General features: G+C 73.3%; 13 protein-coding genes and 1 rRNA gene. 3 read left to right on the top strand and 11 right to left on the bottom strand.

The annotated features are described in order from the left end of the window. On the top strand, positions 1–1,644 hold the full coding sequence (locus ASD48_RS14630) for a PucR family transcriptional regulator (protein ID WP_057602022.1): 1,644 nt from the start codon (positions 1–3) through the stop codon (positions 1,642–1,644). A 3-nt stretch (positions 1,645–1,647) separates the two neighbouring features. On the opposite strand, the gene ASD48_RS14625 is transcribed toward ASD48_RS14630, so the two are convergent. From ASD48_RS14625 to ASD48_RS14605, 5 genes are all read right to left on the bottom strand, one after another. Then, positions 1,648–2,775, bottom strand: a complete 1,128-nt coding sequence (locus ASD48_RS14625) for a glycosyltransferase family 4 protein (protein ID WP_079073759.1) — start codon at positions 2,773–2,775, stop codon at positions 1,648–1,650. An 844-nt stretch (positions 2,776–3,619) separates the two neighbouring features. Beyond that, positions 3,620–5,338 carry a DNA repair protein RecN gene (gene recN, locus ASD48_RS14620; protein WP_057602021.1) on the bottom strand — a complete coding sequence of 573 codons (1,719 nt, stop codon included), beginning with the start codon at positions 5,336–5,338 and terminating at the stop codon, positions 3,620–3,622. A gap of 157 nt (positions 5,339–5,495) precedes the next feature. Continuing rightward, positions 5,496–6,401: an NAD kinase gene (locus ASD48_RS14615; RefSeq protein WP_020128151.1), complete on the bottom strand. Its 906-nt coding sequence runs from the start codon at positions 6,399–6,401 to the stop codon at positions 5,496–5,498. Next, entirely contained in the window at positions 6,398–7,213 is an 816-nt protein-coding gene (locus ASD48_RS14610; RefSeq protein WP_057602020.1) for a TlyA family RNA methyltransferase, read from the bottom strand. Before ASD48_RS14610 ends, ASD48_RS14615 begins: the two co-directional genes overlap by 4 nt. A 7-nt stretch (positions 7,214–7,220) precedes the next feature. Next, the gene (locus ASD48_RS14605) at positions 7,221–7,529 is read right to left on the bottom strand and encodes a hypothetical protein (protein WP_057602019.1); all 309 of its coding nucleotides are present in this window, start codon (positions 7,527–7,529) and stop codon (positions 7,221–7,223) included. 42 nt (positions 7,530–7,571) lie between these two features. Between ASD48_RS14605 and ASD48_RS14600 the strand changes: the two genes are divergently transcribed. After that, positions 7,572–7,919 carry an alkyl sulfatase C-terminal domain-containing protein gene (locus ASD48_RS14600; RefSeq protein ID WP_057602018.1) on the top strand — a complete coding sequence of 116 codons (348 nt, stop codon included), beginning with the start codon at positions 7,572–7,574 and terminating at the stop codon, positions 7,917–7,919. Here ASD48_RS14600 and ASD48_RS14595 read toward each other — a convergent pair. From ASD48_RS14595 to ASD48_RS14580, 4 genes are all read right to left on the bottom strand, one after another. After that, positions 7,903–8,796, bottom strand: a complete 894-nt coding sequence (locus ASD48_RS14595) for an ABC transporter ATP-binding protein (protein ID WP_057602017.1) — start codon at positions 8,794–8,796, stop codon at positions 7,903–7,905. The two genes, ASD48_RS14600 and ASD48_RS14595, sit on opposite strands and share 17 nt — an antisense overlap. Then, a complete protein-coding gene (locus ASD48_RS14590; protein WP_079073757.1) occupies positions 8,793–9,854 on the bottom strand; it encodes an iron chelate uptake ABC transporter family permease subunit in 1,062 nt (353 codons plus the stop codon). Before ASD48_RS14590 ends, ASD48_RS14595 begins: the two co-directional genes overlap by 4 nt. After that, entirely contained in the window at positions 9,851–10,894 is a 1,044-nt protein-coding gene (locus ASD48_RS14585) for an iron chelate uptake ABC transporter family permease subunit (RefSeq protein ID WP_057602016.1), read from the bottom strand. The genes ASD48_RS14590 and ASD48_RS14585 overlap by 4 nt, the downstream gene beginning before the upstream one ends. A gap of 117 nt (positions 10,895–11,011) precedes the next feature. Then, positions 11,012–12,040 carry an HAD hydrolase-like protein gene (locus ASD48_RS14580; RefSeq protein WP_057602015.1) on the bottom strand — a complete coding sequence of 343 codons (1,029 nt, stop codon included), beginning with the start codon at positions 12,038–12,040 and terminating at the stop codon, positions 11,012–11,014. 83 nt (positions 12,041–12,123) lie between these two features. On the opposite strand from ASD48_RS14580, the gene ASD48_RS14575 reads away from it, so the two are divergent. Beyond that, on the top strand, positions 12,124–13,407 hold the full coding sequence (locus tag ASD48_RS14575) for a DUF1015 domain-containing protein (RefSeq protein WP_057602014.1): 1,284 nt from the start codon (positions 12,124–12,126) through the stop codon (positions 13,405–13,407). 81 nt (positions 13,408–13,488) lie between these two features. On the opposite strand, the gene ASD48_RS14570 is transcribed toward ASD48_RS14575, so the two are convergent. Both ASD48_RS14570 and rrf read right to left on the bottom strand, forming a co-directional pair. Next, positions 13,489–14,328: a tetratricopeptide repeat protein gene (locus ASD48_RS14570; protein ID WP_079073771.1), complete on the bottom strand. Its 840-nt coding sequence runs from the start codon at positions 14,326–14,328 to the stop codon at positions 13,489–13,491. A gap of 703 nt (positions 14,329–15,031) precedes the next feature. Continuing rightward, positions 15,032–15,148, bottom strand: a 5S ribosomal RNA gene (gene rrf, locus ASD48_RS14560). Positions 15,149–15,150 lie beyond the last annotated feature (2 nt).

Raw genomic sequence — 15,150 nt, 5'->3', positions numbered from 1 at the left:
ATGGACAGCGGCACGGACCCCAGATTCGACAGCCAGAGCGCCGGCATCACCGTGCGACGCGCGCTGGAGCTGCCCGGCCTGCGCAGCGGGCTCCCCGAGATCCTGGCGGGCGCCGACCGACTGGGCCGCACGGTGCGCTGGGTGCACGCGGGCGAGGTGCCGAACATCGCCTCGCTGCTCAAGGGCGGCGAGCTGCTGCTGACCACGGGCTACGGCCTCGGCACCCGTCCGGCCGAGCAGCGGGCGTTCGTCCGCACGCTGGCCGAGCGGGGCATCGCGGCGCTGGTGATGGAGCTGGGCCCGCGCTTCACCCGGCTGCCCGCGGCCCTGGTCGAGACGGCGCGCACGACCGGGCTCCCCCTGGTCCAGCTGCACCGCGAGGTGCCGTTCGTGACCGTCACGGAGGAGATCCACACCGAGATCGTCAACGGGCACTACGCGCTGCTCCAGCGGGCCGAGGAAGTGCACCGGCGCTGTACCGAAGCGCTGCTCGGCGGGGGTGGGATACCGCAGGTCCTGGGCATCCTGGCGGACTTCAGCGGCAACCCCGTCTTCCTGGAGACGACCGAGGGGCAGCTTCTGTACGCCGCCGGAGCCGGGCCCGAGGGCGCGGACCCGCTCCAGGTGTGGGAGGGCCTGCGCGGGCCGCACAAGGACGCGCCGCCGCCCGCCGGCTCGGTGCTGGTGGACGTGCCCGGGGGCGGGCCGGGGGCGGGTTCGGTGCGCGCCCGGCTCGTGCTGCTGCCCGTGCGCGCCCCTCTCGCACCGGTGCACCGGATCGCCGCCGAGCGCGCGGCCGGGATCCTGGCCGTGGTGCTGATGCAGGCCCGCCAGGAGGAGGAGCTGGCGGCACGCGGCCGGGGCGACTTCCTCACCGACCTCGCCGAGGGCCGGATCGCCGCGGAGGACGCCCCGGCGCAGGCGCGCGTCCTCGGCTTCAAACCGGGCCCCAGTCCGCTGCTCCCGGTCGTCATGCGGCTGGGCGACGGTCTCTCCCCCGGCGGAGGCTGGGCGGTGCTGGCGCGGGCGGTCGCCGAGGAGCTGGCGTCGGTGGGCGTGCCCGTGCTGCTCGGTGTGCGGCCGGTGGAGGGCCGGGTGCCGTTGCTGCTGGGCCTGCGATCGGAGTCGGAGCGCTCGGCGGTGGCGGACCGGGTCGCGGCGGCGCTGCGGGCCGGGGTGGAACGGGCCGGGATGCAGCGGCCGGGGGCTCAGCCGCCGGTGGTGGTGGTCGGGGTGGCGGGCGGCTGGGCGGCCGCCTCGGCGGGCCTCAGACACGCCGCGGAGACGGCGACCGCCGCGCAGGGCCTGTCGGACCGCCCCTGGTACGACGCCCGTCGCCTGGACATCGACCTCCTGCTGTGGCGGCTGCGCGACCATCCCGACCTGGCGGCCTTCGTGGACCGCGCGATCGGCCCGGTCCGCGACCACGACCACCGCTCCAAGCCGCCCCTGCTGCCCACCCTGGAGACCTACCTCGCCCACGCCGGCCGCAAGGCGGAGACGGCCCGCGAGCTGCATCTGAACCGCCAGACGCTGTACAACCGCCTGGCCCGCATAGGGGAGTTGCTCGGCACCGACCTCGACGACCCGCAGACGGTCCTGGCGTTGAGCCTGGCCCTGCGGGCGCGGCGGCACGTGGCGTGAGGATCAGATCATCGGCTGGGGCTGCGTCAGCTCGTCGTAGACGCTGAGGACCTGGGCGACGGTCTCGTCCTCGGTGGGCCAGCCGGCCGCCTGCCGGGTGCCCAGATCCCGGAGGCGTTCGGCCCGTCCGGGGTCGTCGAGGAGGCGTACGACGGCCGCGGCGAAGGCCTCCGGGTCGTGCGGCGGGACCAGTTCGGCCGCGTCGCCGACGAGTTCACGGATGCCGCCGGTGCGGGCGGCGACGAGCGGCACGCGCGCGTGCAGGGCCTCCTGGGCCATGACCGACCGGGACTCCCCGCCCCCGGGCAGCAGCGCGAGGTCGGCCGCGGCGAGCAGTTCGCCCACGTCGTCGCGGCGCCCCAGCAGCCGGACGGGCAGCTCCTCGTCCTCGATGCGGCGCTGGAGTTCCGCCCGCCGCGGCCCCTCCCCCGCCACCACGACCAGCGGCACGGGGTCGAGTCCGCGCCACACCCGCGCGGCGTCCAGCAGCAGGTCGTGACCGCGGAGACCGTCCAGGGGCCCGGCGGCCGTGAACAACGGACGCCCTATGGCGCCGAGTTCGGCCCGCAGCTTCGAGGGCGGCCGATCTGACTCCTCGTTCCCCTCGGTCCGGCGGGGCCGGGACAGCGCCACGGCGGCGAGCCGTGCGTCCCGTGCCCCGGTCCTGCGGGCCCGGTCGACGAGGTCGGAGGTGGTGCCGAGGACCACGGTCGCCGTCCTCGCGACCCGCCGTTCCAGCAGCCGCAGCAGATGGGCGCGGGCCCCCTCGGCGTGCGCGCGGTTGTGCCAGGTGACGATGAGCGGGGTGCGCCGGCCGCTGAGCGCGAGGACGGCCCGGAACGAGGCGTGCAGTCCGTGCGCGTGGACGAGGTCGGCATCCGTGCAGGCCGCCCGGAGCGCCGCCACGGATCCCGGATCGCTGCTGCGCGGCACGTGCACGTGTTCGGCTCCGGCCCCCGTGAAGTCGTAGGTGTCATCCGCCTCTCCGGGGGCGCACACCGTCACCCGCACGCCCCGCGCGACAAGCCCCGCCGCCAGGGAACGCACGTGCGCGCTGCTGCCGGCATTGCCGCCGCCCAGCACCTGCACGGTGCGCAGCGACGACTGGCCGTGCGGTGAGTGGCTGCTCACGTGGCCGGGGCTCCTGGTTCGGCGTCGGACAGTCACGAAGAAACGTACAGAGGGACCGGGCGGAGGGGTGGACCGCTGGCGTTCCTCCACGTACTACGCCCAAGGATGCCAGCACGTACGGGTGTTCCGTGCCGCCGAGCACCCTGACACCCGGTCACAAGGCCCCCCTCATCACCCACACGGGTGAGATAAGCCGGGGTTTCGTTCGATTACCCGAGCACCGCCCCCGCCGCCTCGCTCACCTGCTCCCCCCAGATCCCGGCAACGGCCACGCCAGGCCCGACACGGCACGGCACGGCACGGCAGTCGACGCGGCCCATCCCTCCACAAACACGCCAGTCGCAGCAGCGGCCAGGCACGCAGGCACGCAGGCACGCAGGCACGCAGGCACGCAGGCACGCAGGCACGCAGGCACGCAGGCACGCAGGCACGCAGGCACGCAGGCACGCAGGCACGCAGGCACGCAGGCAGCGGACCGTACACAGCCCGACCGTCCGCCGACGCGGCCTCGCACTCCCGGCCGCGGCCAACGCCAGACACGGCAGCCGACGCGGCCCATCCCTCCACAGGCCCGACAGCCACAACGGCGGCCGGGGCGAAGCGAACCGGGACACAGCCCGACCGCCCGCCCCCCACGGTTCTCGCGCTCCCGGCGTGCGGGCCACGCGGGCGCCGAGGCGCGCAGAGCCGTCGCCGTCTCCCGGGTCGCCCGGACGCCACCGCGAACGCCGGGCCCCGCCGCCCCCGTCCCCCTGGGTGGCCGTGCCTTCGCCCTCAGGGACGGCCCGGCGGCCGCCCGGCGCCCGGACCCGACGAAACCGGGGCGGGGCGGGGCCGACCCCCGCTAGCCGTCCGCGCGGGCCGTGGCCAGCAGTTCCTCGGCGTGTGCCCGGGCCGTCTCGGAGTCCTCCTGACCGGCGAGCATCCGGGACAGCTCCCGGATGCGGTCCTCGCCCTCCAGGACCTTCACGCCGGACCGGGTCACCGACCCGTCGTTGGTCTTCTCGACCAGCAGCTGCCGGTCGGCGAAGGCGGCGACCTGCGGAAGGTGGGTGACCACGACGACCTGAGCGGTCCTGGCCAGCCGGGCGAGGCGCCGCCCGATCTCGACGGCCGCCTTGCCGCCCACGCCCGCGTCGACCTCGTCGAAGAGATACGTCGGCACGGGATCCGTCCCCGCGAACACGACCTCGACGGCCAGCATCACGCGCGACAGCTCACCGCCGGACGCGCCCTTGGCGATGGGCCGCGGCGGCGCGCCGGGGTGCGGGGCGAGCAGCAGCTCGACCTCGTCCGCCCCGGACGGCCCGTAGGCGACCGGACGTCCGCCGACCTCGACGCCCTCCGGGTCCTCGGTCTGCCGGATGTCGAACGACACGCGCGCGTGGGGCATGGCGAGAGAGGCCAGCTCGGCGGTCACGGCGGCGGCGAACCGCTCGGCGGCGTCCGTGCGCGCGTCCGTCAGCGCCTGCGCCAGCCCGCCGAGTTCGGCGCGCAGCGCGTCCCGCTCGGCGGTCAGCTCGTCGATGCGCTCGTCGTCGCCGTCCAGCTCGGTGAGCCGCGCGGCGCTCTGCTCGGCCCAGACGAGCACGGAGGCCACGTCCTGCCCGTACTTGCGGGTGAGCGCGGTGAGCGCGGCCCGCCGCTCCTCGACGGCCGACAGCCGCAGCGGATCGGCGTCGAGGTCGTCGGCGTACCCCGCGAGCTCGCCCGCCACATCGCCGAGCAGGATCCCGATCTCCCCGATCCGGTCGGCGAGCGCGGACAGGGCCGGATCGTGCGACCTGACGGCCTCCAGGGCCCGCTGCGCGCCCGCGACGAGCGTGGTGGCCTCGATGCCCTCGGGGTCCTCCGGATTTCCGGCCAGGGCGGCGTGGGCGGCCGTGGCGGCGGACGACAGCGCTTCCGCGTGCCCGAGCCGCTCGGCCTCCTCCGCCAGCTCCACGTCCTCTCCGGCGCGCGGTTCGACGCCGGCGATCTCGTCGAGCCCGAAGCGCAGCATGTCGGCCTCCTGGGCCCGCTCACGCGCGCGCGTGACGATCTCCTCCAGCTCGACGGCGACGGCCCGCAGCCGCCGGTAGGCCTCGGTGTACTTGGCGAGCGGCACGGTCACCGCGTCGCCCGCGTACCGGTCGAGCGCCTGTCGTTGCCGGGACTGCTTCAGCAGCCCCTGCTGGTCCGTCTGCCCGTGGACGGCGACCAGCTCGTCGGCGAGCTCGGCGAGCACGCCCATGGGCACACTCCGCCCGCCCACGTGCGCCCGCGACCGCCCTTCGGCGGAAACGGTACGGCTGATGAGCAACGCCCCGTCGTCGAGCTCGGCCCCGGCCTCCTCGGCCCGTACCACCACCGAGGCGTTCGGGGGCATGGTGATGCGCCCCTCCACGACCGCCCTCTCGGCGCCGATCCGCACGAGCGCGGGATCAGCGCGCCCGCCCAGCAGCAGCCCGAGGCTGGTGACCACCATGGTCTTGCCCGCGCCCGTCTCACCCGTGACAGCGGTGAAGCCTGGCGACAGCTCGACGACCGCGTCGTCGATGACTCCGAGCGACCGTATCCGCATCTCCTCCAACACGGACAAGACCTTACGAGGTCGGGGGGAGGAAGTGCGACGCCCCCCGGCCCCGGAAGGGGAACCCGCAGGTGAAGAATGTGTATCGACGGCGCCGTGTCACCCGGGTGAGTGCAGTTTCACCCGGGGCCCCGGAGCGTGCGGACCGCTAGTGACGCGCCCCTCGCCAGCCGGAGACGGGCAGCGCGAACTTCGCCACCAGCCGGTCCGTGAACGACGCGTGATGCAGCCGGGCCAGCCGGACCGGTACGGCCCCCCGCCGTACCTCCACCCGGGCGCCGGCGGGCAGCTCGACGGTCCGCCGCCCGTCGCACCACAGCACGCCCGGCGGAATGTGCGGCAGCACCTCCACCGCGAGCACCGAGTCCGGCGAGGTCACCAGCGGCTTCGCGAACAGCGCGTGCGCACTGATCGGCACCATCAGCAGCGCCTCGACCTCGGGCCACACCACGGGCCCGCCCGCCGAGAACGCGTAGGCGGTCGACCCCGTCGGCGTGGACAGCACGATCCCGTCGCACCCGAACCCGGTGACCGGCCGCCCGTCGATCTCCAGCACGACCTCGAGCAGCTTCTCCGCTCCGGCCTTCTGCACGGCCGCCTCGTTCAGCGCCCAGTCGGTGTGCACGATGTCCCCGTTGCGGTGCACGACGACATCGACGGTCATCCGCTCCTCGACCTCGTAGGCCTTGGTCACCACCCGGTCGACGACCTTGTCGAGGTCGTCGCGCTCGGCCTCGGCGAGGAAGCCGACGCTCCCCAGGTTGACGCCCAGCATGGGCACCCCGGACGCCCGCGCGAACTCCGCGCCGCGCAGCAGCGTGCCGTCGCCGCCGAGGACGATGAGCAGCTCGCATCCCTCCAGGCACTGCGGGGTGGCCTCGGAGACCAGCTCCACCTCCTCCGGCAGCGGCAGGTCGGCGGCCTCGTACTCCAGGACGCGCACCCCGATGCCCTCACGCAGCAGCCCCTTGACGACCAGCTCGGCGCTGCGGATGGCCGCGGGCCGCCCGGTGTGGGCGAGCAGGAAAACAGTACGAGCTCGGTTCTGAGTCAACGCGGCCCCTCCGCAACTGCACGGTCGACGTCGGCCGGGTCGAGGGCAGGCGCCCCGGCCCTTAGCCACAGAAAGTACTCGACATTGCCCGAAGGTCCGGGCAGCGGGCTGGCGGTGACACCCTTCACCCCGAGTCCCAGGTCCCACGCCTTCCCGGCCACACCCCGCACCGCTTCCGCCCGCAGCTGCGGACTCCGTACGACACCCCCGCTGCCGAGCCGTTCCTTCCCCACCTCGAACTGCGGCTTGACCATCATCACCAGGTCCGCGTCCGGCGCGGTGCACCGTGCCAGGGCGGGCAGCACCAGCCCCAGCGGGATGAAGGACAAGTCCCCCACGACAAGATCCACAGGCTTCCCATCGATCGCTTCAAGCGTCAACTCACGTACGTTCGTACGGTCCTTGACGGTGACGCGTTCATCGCTCCGAAGAGACCACGCGAGTTGTCCGTATCCGACGTCCACGGCGACCACGTGGGCGGCCCCCGCCCGCAGCAGAACATCGGTGAACCCGCCGGTCGACGCGCCGGCGTCCAGCGCCCGCCGCCCCTCCACCAGGAGCCCCTGCGGCACGAACGCGGCCAGCGCGCCGGCGAGCTTGTGGCCGCCCCGGGACACGTAGTCGGGGTCGTCGTCGGCGGCGGCCACGACGATCGCGGCCGCCGTCTCGACCTGGGTCGCGGACTTGGTCGCGACCGTCTTGCCGACGCTGACCCGCCCGGCGGCGATCAGCTGCCCGGCATGCTCACGCGAGCGCGCGAGCTTGCGGCGGACCAGCTCCGCGTCCAGACGGCGTCGTGCGACTCCTGCCACGTTCGGTTCAGCTCCTGTGTTGGTGTGACGCCGGGGGCACCGGAGGTCCCGGGCGGGCGTCGAGCGCGGTGAGCGCGTCGCGCAGCCCCCGGTGTACATCCTCGTACACCTCGACGTGTCCGTCGGTGGCGAGGTGGTCGGCGTCCGCCAGCCGGTCCAGCAGCGCGTCCGCCTCCGCGTTGCCGGTGGGGGTCCGCGGGACGCCCAGCGGGGCGGGCGCGGCGGGATCGTGCTCCCGCTCCTGTTCCTCGGGCACGGTCCGCGGGACGGTCTCCGTCTCCGGCTCCGGTCCCGGCTCCGGCGCTGTGTCGCTCATGCGAAGACGCTACCTCGAAGGCCTGGGGTACCGTCGATCACGATGGCCACGATCGAGGAGTGCCGCGCCGCACTCGAGAAGCTCTCGGACAACATGCGCAGCGCCGAAGGGGACGTCCGGACGGCCGCCGCCCTGGACCGTTCGGTGAGCTGCCGGATCACCGACCTGGACGTCACGTTCGTCGGCCGGATGACGGACGGCCGGATCGTCGTGCAGGACACCCTTCAGGGGCCTCCGGCGGAGAAGGCCCAGATCAGGCTGACCATGACGGGCGACGACCTGGTCGCGCTGGTCGCCGGCGAGCTGAACTTCGCCAAGGCCTGGGGCTCGGGGCGGGTGAAGCTCGAGGCGGGGCTGCGCGATCTGTTCCAGCTCAGGAAACTTCTGTAGCGACCGCCCGCGCCGCCTGTCCGGCCCGTGCCCGCGCCGTGCGCGCCGCCGGAACCACCAGCGGGGTCCCCGTCTCCGGGTCGTCGATGACCTGGCAGCGCAGCCCGAAGACCTCCTCCACCAGGGCGGCGGTGACGATGTCGTTCGGCGCGCCCTGCGCGATGACCTCGCCGTCCTTCAACGCGATCAGGTGGGTCGCGTACCGGGCCGCGTGGTTGAGGTCGTGCAGCACCGCGACGAGCGTGCGCCCCTGCTCCTCGTGCAGCTCCGCGCACAGGTCCAGGACGTCGATCTGGTGCTGGATGTCGAGGAACGTCGTCGGCTCGTCGAGCAGCAGCAGCGGTGTCTGCTGGGCGAGGGCCATCGCGATCCACACCCGCTGGCGCTGGCCGCCGGACAGCTCGTCGACATAGCGGTCGGCGAGCTCGGCGACCCCGGTCTGCGCCATGGACTCCTGAACGATCCGCTCGTCCTCGGCCGACCACTGGCGCAGGATGCCCTGGTGCGGGTAGCGGCCGCGGCCCACGAGGTCGGCCACGGTGATCCCGTCGGGTGCGATCGACGACTGCGGCAGCAGCCCCAGCGTCCGCGCGACCTTCTTCGCGGGCATCGACTGGATGACCTGCCCGTCGAGCAGCACCCGGCCCTGACTCGGCTTCAGCATCCGCGACAGCGCCCGCAGCAGCGTCGACTTGCCGCAGGCGTTCGGGCCGACGATCACCGTGAAGGAGTTGTCCGGTATCTCCACCGACAACTGTTCGGCGATGACCCGCTGGTCATAGGCGAGGGTGACGTTCTCGGCGGACAGGCGGTTCACGGTGCTCCTTGGATTGTTCCGGTCGGCCGGGCGGCCGGTGTCGTCGACCGCGCCTCTCATATCCGGCCCGCCCTGCGCTCGGTGACGAGGAGCCACAGCAGGTACACCCCGCCCAGCACACCGGTGACCACGCCCACGGGCAGGTGTCCGTCGCCGAAGAGGCGCTGCGAGGCCCAGTCGGCGGTGACCAGCAGGGCGGCGCCCATGCACAGGGACGGCACGAGATTGGGCCCGGGCGAGCGGGTCAGGCGCCGGGCGAGCTGCGGCGCGGTCAGCGCCACGAAGCTGACGGGCCCGGCGGCGGCGGTGGCGGCCGCGGTCAGCAGCACGGCGGAGACCATCAGTACCAGCCGGACGCGCTCCACCCGCACCCCCAGCGCGTGGGAGACGTCGTCGCCCATCTCCATCATCCGCAGCCCGCGCGCGTTGGCGAGCACGAGCGGCACGAGCACACAGGCCAGCGCGAGCAGCGGCCAGACCTGCTTCCAGTCACGGCCGTCGAGGGTGCCGGTCATCCACACGACCGCGCGGGCCGCGTCGACGAAGTCGGCCTTGGTCATCAGATAGCCGTTGACCGCCGTCGCGATCGCCGAGATGCCGATGCCGACGAGCACCAGCCGGTACCCGTGGACGCCCCGCTTCCATGCCAGCAGGTAGATGAGGGCCCCGGTCACCAGGCCGCCCACCAGCGCGCCGACGGTCACCTGGGTGGCGGTCCCGGAGTACAGCACGATCATCACGAGCGCACCGGCCGTCGCGCCCTGCCCGAGCCCCAGCACATCGGGGCTGCCCAGCGGGTTGCGCGACACGGCCTGGAAGAGCGCGCCGCCGAGCCCCAGCGAAGCCCCGACGAGCAGGCCCACGAGGACCCGCGGCAGCCGCAGCTCGTTGACGATGAACTCCTGGCCTGCGTTGCCGTCGCCGAGCAGCGTCTTCACGACGTCCGCGGGCGGGATCGGGAAGTCGCCGGTGCCGATCAGCACCACGCTCGCGGCGAGCGCGGCCACCACCAGCGCGGCGACGACGATCAGCGCCCGCGGCTCCAGCCGGACGGAGAACCCGCCCGGGGTACGCAGCGCCCGAGGGCGGCCGTGCGGGATCTTCTGCGCGGTCTTCACAGCTGGGCCGTCCTCCGCCGTCGTACGAGAAAGATGAAGACCGGCCCGCCGATGATCGCGGTGATGATGCCGACCTGGACCTCCGAGGGCCGGGCGACGACCCGGCCGATGACATCGGAGCCCAGCAGCACCACCGGCGACAGGACGGCCGCGTACGGCATGATCCAGCGCAGGTCGGGGCCGGTGAACGAACGGACGATGTGCGGGACCATCAGCCCGACGAACACGATCGGCCCGCAGGCCGCGGTCGCGGCACCGCACAGCACGGTGGCGGCCAGCATCGACAGCGCCCGCGTGCGGTTGAGGTCGGCGCCGAGCGCCCTGGCGGTGTCGTCGCCCATCGCCACGGCGTTCAGCGGCCGGGCGAGGACGAACGCGAGGAGGCTGCCGACGACCAGGAAGGGCAGCACCTGCCGGATGGTGTCGTCGGTCGCCGTGGACAGCGAACCGACTGTCCAGAACCGCATCCTGGCGAGCGCCGCGCCATCCATGATCATCACGGCCTGGAGATAGCCGTAGAGCGCTGCGCTGATCGCCGTGCCGGCGAGCGCGAGCCGCACCGGCGTGGCTCCCCGGCTCCCGCCGAGGAACCAGACCAGCGCACCGACGGCGGCCGCCCCGAAGAAGGCGAACCACACATAGCCGGTCAGGCTCGTGACGCCGAAGTAGGTGATGGCGGTGACGACGGCCGCCGAGGCGCCCGCGTTGATGCCGAGCAGCCCGGGATCGGCCAGCGGATTGCGCGTCAGCGCCTGGAGCACGGCACCGGAGAGTCCGAGCGCGGCCCCGACCAGCAGCCCCAGCACGGTCCGCGACAACCGCTCGTCGACCACGACGTCCGCGTAGGTCCCCGAGTCCTCGAACAGTCCGTGCAGCACCTGCGCCACGGACAGTTCCTTGGCCCCGACGGCGATGCTCGCCACCGCCACCAGCAGCAGGACCGCCAGGGCGGCGAGCAGCCCGACGGAACGTATCGCCCGGCGGTTTGGAGGCGCGGGGGCGGTCTCCGCGCGCTGTTCGGGAACACTGTCGACCAACACGCAGTTAGGTTAGCCTACCCTGCCAACCTGTCTCGATCCCTGATCACTACCCGTGCCGGGGTTCACAGCATCACCGCTTCGCGGCCCCACCGCCCACGCCTCCTCAGGCCCCGCGCTTCACAACCCCAGCCGCGCCAGCGCCTTCCCTCCGTCCAGCTCACACGTCCCCTCACCGGCCGCCGTCCAGGCCGCCGCGCACAACGCCCGCAGCCCGTCCAGGGCTTCGCCGTCCCCCGCCAGTTCCAGGCTCTCGGCACCCGCGCTCGCCGTCCAGCCACCGCAGCGGAAACCGCCACCGTCCACGGCGACTTCGGGCTGACCGGTGAGCATCCCCCGCAGATCGCCGTCGACATACGTCGGCCGGTGCCGAGGCGGCGCGGCGAGCAGCTGCGCCCCGTCGGTGACGCCGGTGAGGACGAGCAGCGAATCGACCTCGCCGTTGAACGCCCCCTCGATGTCCGTGTCCAGCCGGTCCCCGACGACCAACGGCCGCTCGGCGCCGGTCCGCAGGATCGTCTCCCGGTGCATGGGAGGCAGCGGCTTGCCCGCGACCTGCGGCTCGGCACCGGTCGCGATCCGCACGACCTGCACCGCCGCGCCGTTGCCCGGCGCGATGCCACGCCCGCTGGGGATCGTCAAGTCGGTGTTGGACGCGAACCACGGCACCCCGCGCGCGACGGCGTACGAAGCCTCCGCGAACCGCCCCCACGGCAGATCGGGCCCGCCGAACCCCTGCACCACGGCCGCCGGGTCGTCGTCCGCCGACTCCACCGGCTCGAGCCCGCGCTCGCGCAACGCGACCCGCAGGCCCTCCCCGCCGATCACCAGCACCCGCGCGCCGGCCGGCACCTGCTCGCTGATCAGCCGCGCGACCGCCTGCGCCGAGGTGATGACGTCGCCGGCGCCCGTCGGTATCCCCAGCTCCGTCAGATGCCCGGCCACCGCGTCCGGCGTCCGCAGCGCGTTGTTGGTGACGTACGCGAGATGCATCCCGCCCGCACGCGCGGTGGCCAGCGACTCGACGGCGTACGCGATCGCGTCGCCCCCCGCGTACACCACCCCGTCCAGGTCGAGCAGCGCCGTGTCGTACGCCTCGCTCAGGGCCTGCCCACTGCCCTCGGGCCTCGTCCTGACGCTCCGGCTCATTCCACATCGCTCCTCGTTCGCTCCGCTTTCCCCCGATCATCCCGCATGCCACCGACAGACACCGACAGACGTACGATGCCGGGATGAACTCAGCAGGTCACTCGGAAGCAACGGCGCCCCGAGGCCTGGAACTCACCCCGTTCCGAGGCCTGCGCTACGACCCCGACCGGGTCGGCAGTCTCGCCGCCGTCACGTCCCCGCCGTACGACGTAGTGGTCCGTCCCGACGGCCTGCACCACCTCCAGGACGCGGACCCGTACAACATCGTCCGCCTGATCCTGCCCCAGGCCACCACTCCCGCCGCCCGCAACGAACAGGCCGCCGACACCCTGCGCGGCTGGCTGGCCGAGGGCGTCCTGACCGCGGATCCCGAGCCCGCCCTGTACGTCTACGAGCAGCGGCACGCGGACGGCATGCTCCAGCGCGGCCTGATCGGCACCCTGCGCGTCTCGGAGCCCTCGGAGGGGATCGTCCTTCCCCACGAGGACGTCATGCCGCACATCGTCGCGGACCGAGCCGCCCTGATGCGTGCCACGCACGCCAACCTCGAACCCCTCCTCCTCACCTACCGCGGCAACGGCACGGCGGCAGAGATCGTGGACCGCGCGGCGGAGCGTCCCCCGCTCCTGTCCACCACCACCGAGGACGGCTACAGCCACCGCCTCTGGGCGATCACCGACCCCGCCGAGACGGCCCGCGTCCTCGCGGACCTGGCCCACCACCAGGCCCTCATCGCCGACGGTCACCACCGCTGGGCGACCTATCTGCGTCTACGCGCGGAGCACCCCTCCCCCAGTCCCTGGGACCACGGTCTGGTCCTCCTGGTGGACACCGCCCGCTTCCCGTTGCGCGTCCGCGCCATCCACCGCCTCCTGCACGGTTTCCCGGTCGCCGACGCGCTCGCCGCACTGGACGGCCGCTTCCGCGTCCAGCGCCTGGACGTCCCTCTCGCGCAGGCCCTCGACGTCCTCGCGGACGCGGCCTGCGCGGGCAACGGCTTCCTGCTGGCGGGCGACGGCGCCTTCCACCTCGTCGACCGCCCGGACCCCGCGCTGCTGGACCGCACGATCCCCGCCGACTTCCCCGAGGCCTGGCGCACCCTGGACGCCACGGTCCTGCACGCCACGCTCCTCGACCACGTCTGGCACATCCCCGAGGACGACCCCGCCCGCATCGCCTACATCCACGACACCGCCGCGACGGTACGCAAGGCGGAACGCGACGGCGGTACGGCGGTCCTGCTGCACCCCGTCCGCGAGGAGGTCGTCCGCGATCTCGCCCGGCAGGGCGTCACGATGCCCCGCAAGTCGACGTCGTTCGGCCCGAAGCCCGCTTCGGGCCTGGTCCTGCGCGCACTCGATCTCTGAACGCACCGCACCCCGAACGCACGAAGGGGCGGGACCCGGTGCCTACCGGATCCCGCCCCTCGCCGCTGCTAGCGGCCTACGTCAGTCCTCGTCACGGTCGACGACGGCGTGGCCGGCCTCGTCCCGACCAACGTGGCCCTCGCCCGAGTCCTCGACCGCGTCCTCGGCCTCTTCCGCGTCGCTCGCCTGCTCGACGACGGTGTCCTCGGACTCGATCCCGGGCGCGGTCTCGTCCTCGTCCTCGACCAGGGCGTCGACGAAGTCCACCCCGTCCATCTCGGCGAGCCGGTCGGAGGCGTCCGTGCTGCCGTCCCGGTCGGCCTCGAGGGCCTTCGCGAACCACTCCCGTGCCTCGCCCTCGCGCCCGGCGGCGAGCAGCGCGTCGGCGTACGCGTACCGCAGCCGCGCGGTCCACGGCTGGACGGAGCCGGCGGCGAGCTCAGGACTCTGCAAGGTCACGATGGCCGCGTCCAGCTGCCCCATGTCACGCCGGGCGCCCGCCGCGACGAGCCGCATCTCCACCTGGCCGGCCTTGTCGAGCTTGTTCACCTCGGCAGCACCGGCCATGTCGAGCGCCTTCTCCGGCCGCCCGAGCCCACGCTCACAGTCGGCCATGACGGGCCACAGCTCGACACCGCCGCTCATCCGGCGCGCGGCACGGAACTCGGCGAGCGCCTCGCTGTACCTCTGGGTGGCGTACGCGGCGAACCCGCCCGCCTCCCGCACGGCGGCGACACGCGAAGCGAGCCGCAGGGCCACCTTCGAGTACCCGTAGGCACCCTCGGGGTCCTCGTCGATCAACCGGGCAACCATCACCAGGTTCTTGGCGACATCCTCGGCAAGGGTCTTGGGCAGGCTCTGGAGCTCCTGCCGTACGTCCTTGTCGATCTCGTCGCCGGTGACGTCCTCCGGGATCGGCAGCCGCTTGATCGGCTCACGGTCCCGGTCCCGCTCGTCGCGGAAACGAGGCCCGCCACCACGCCGGTCGTCCCGGCGGTCGTCCCGCCCGTCACGACCCCGGAACCCACCGGACCCACCGGGCCGTCCACCACGGTCGTCCCGACGCGGCCCACGGTCACCCCTGTCGAAGCCACCGCCACGGTTGTCGTCCCGACGGAAGGCGGGCCGATCACCACGGTCGTCCCGGCGGTCATCGCGACGGTCGTCCCGACGGAACGGGGGACGCTCACCACGGTCGTCGCGGCGCGGGCCACGGTCACCRCGGTCATCGCGCTGGAACGCCGGACGCGAACCCCGATCATCACGCCGGTCATCCCGTCGGTCATCGCGACGGAAGGGGGGACGCTCACCACGGTCGTCGCGACGCGGCCCACGGTCGTCACGCTGGAACGCCGGACGCGAACCCCGATCATCACGCCGGTCGTCACGTCGGAAGCCGCCACGGTCCCCGCGGTCGCCGCCACGGTTGTCACGGTCCCCACTACTGTCCCGTCGCCGCTGGTCGCGCTCCGGTCGATCGTCGGGAGAGTTGGTGGACATCGGTGACTCCTGTCTTCGGTACCGCAAACATTCTCGCGCACCCGGGTACCCGGCGCGCTACAGAAAAACAAAAAGGACCCCTGGTCCCAGCTGAACGCTGGGACCAGGGGTCCTTCCAAAGATTGTTCGGCGGTGTCCTACTCTCCCACAGGGTCCCCCCTGCAGTACCATCGGCGCTGTAAGGCTTAGCTTCCGGGTTCGGAATGTAACCGGGCGTTTCCCTCACGCTATGACCACCGAAAC

Source organism: Streptomyces sp. Root1310, assembly GCF_001426425.1.
Classification (GTDB): Bacteria; Actinomycetota; Actinomycetes; order Streptomycetales; family Streptomycetaceae; genus Streptomyces.
This window is presented reverse-complemented; position numbering and strand designations above follow the sequence as displayed.

Bases quoted from the DNA above. Each gene is read 5' to 3' on its own strand.
- ASD48_RS14630 (WP_057602022.1), top strand. From the start codon at position 1: ATGGACAGCGGCACGGACCCCAGATTCGACAGCCAGAGCGCCGGCATC.
- recN (WP_057602021.1), bottom strand. From the start codon at position 5,338: ATGCGGATACGGTCGCTCGGAGTCATCGACGACGCGGTCGTCGAGCTG.
- ASD48_RS14605 (WP_057602019.1), bottom strand. From the start codon at position 7,529: ATGAGCGACACAGCGCCGGAGCCGGGACCGGAGCCGGAGACGGAGACC.
- ASD48_RS14600 (WP_057602018.1), top strand. From the start codon at position 7,572: ATGGCCACGATCGAGGAGTGCCGCGCCGCACTCGAGAAGCTCTCGGAC.
- ASD48_RS14595 (WP_057602017.1), bottom strand. From the start codon at position 8,796: ATGAGAGGCGCGGTCGACGACACCGGCCGCCCGGCCGACCGGAACAAT.
- ASD48_RS14580 (WP_057602015.1), bottom strand. From the start codon at position 12,040: ATGAGCCGGAGCGTCAGGACGAGGCCCGAGGGCAGTGGGCAGGCCCTG.
- ASD48_RS14575 (WP_057602014.1), top strand. From the start codon at position 12,124: ATGAACTCAGCAGGTCACTCGGAAGCAACGGCGCCCCGAGGCCTGGAA.